A 526-nucleotide genomic window follows, 5' to 3' on the forward strand; every position below is an offset into this window, starting at 1 on the left:
CTCGGTCTGAAGTCCAACAGCGGCGCCCTGGTTTCGAGCGCCCAGGACGACGGTCCCGGCAAGAAGGCCGGCATCACCGCGGGTGATGTCATCACCCAGGTTGATGGCAAGGACGTTGCCTCGCCGAAGGAACTCGCCCGCCTGATCGGCGCCTATTCGCCGGGCAAATCGGTTGACGTCACCGTGTGGCGTGACGGCAAGAGCCAGACGGTCAAGGTCGATCTCGGCAAACTGCCCATCAGCGACAAGCAGGCATCGGGCGACCAGCAGCAGCAACCCTCCGCTCCGGCAAAGCCGGACACGCTCGCCGATCTCGGCCTCACCGTCACCAAGTCTGAAAACGGCAAGGGTCTGGTGGTGACCGACGTCGACCCCGACAGCGCCGCCGCCGATCGCGGCATCCAGCCGGGCGACGTCATCACCGCGGTTAACTCGGCGGAGGTCAACGGCACCGACGACGTCACCAAGGCCATGGCCGATGCGGTCAAATCCGGACGCAAGGCGGTGCTGATGCAGATCACCCGCG

Annotated in this window: 1 protein-coding gene; it reads left to right on the forward strand. The window is 65.8% G+C overall.

What is annotated here, in order from left to right:
* On the forward strand, positions 1–526 hold a 526-nt coding region (locus tag EN852_RS34910; protein ID WP_135879603.1), incomplete at both ends, for a PDZ domain-containing protein.

Source organism: Mesorhizobium sp. M2E.F.Ca.ET.209.01.1.1 (assembly GCF_004010375.2).
Lineage (GTDB): Bacteria > Pseudomonadota > Alphaproteobacteria > Rhizobiales > Rhizobiaceae > Mesorhizobium.